General features: G+C 71.6%; 1 pseudogene. It reads left to right on the top strand.

Annotated elements, in window-relative coordinates:
* Window positions 1-288 (top strand): annotated as a pseudogene (locus tag JS521_RS13935) (DUF2637 domain-containing protein); the annotation flags it as partial.
* Between the last annotated feature and the right edge of the window lie 148 nt (window positions 289-436).

A 436-nucleotide genomic window follows, 5' to 3' on the forward strand; every position in this document is an offset into this window, starting at 1 on the left:
CCGGACCGGGCCCCGCTCCCCGAGCCGCCCGCTGCCGCCGTCCCCGAGGAGGCCTCGCAGCTGGAGACGTGGTCCCAGGAGGACGAGGACTTCGCCAACCGGGCCTACGAGGAGTTCAGCGCGCTGACGGACCAGCAGGGGGAGTACCCGAGCGTGGAGGCCCTCGACATCACGCTGGCCGACAAGCACGACGTGCACCACCCGCGCTCGACCGCGCTGCTCCAGCAGGTGATGCCGCAGTTCAAGAACCTCTACGCGCAGCGGGCTACGGCCGACCAGACCGCCTGAGCCGGCACCGTACCCAGCGGACAGCGAGAAGGGGGGGGGGGGCGCGGGGGGGGCGGGGCGGCGGGGGGCGCCCGGGGGGGGGGGGGGGGGGTTAGAAATAAGAAAGCGAGGACGGAAAAGATAAGTAAAAAAAGTTTGGGGGGCGGCG

Origin of the sequence: Streptomyces durocortorensis, assembly GCF_016901035.1 — a bacterium.
GTDB classification, from domain to species: domain Bacteria; phylum Actinomycetota; class Actinomycetes; order Streptomycetales; family Streptomycetaceae; genus Streptomyces; species Streptomyces durocortorensis.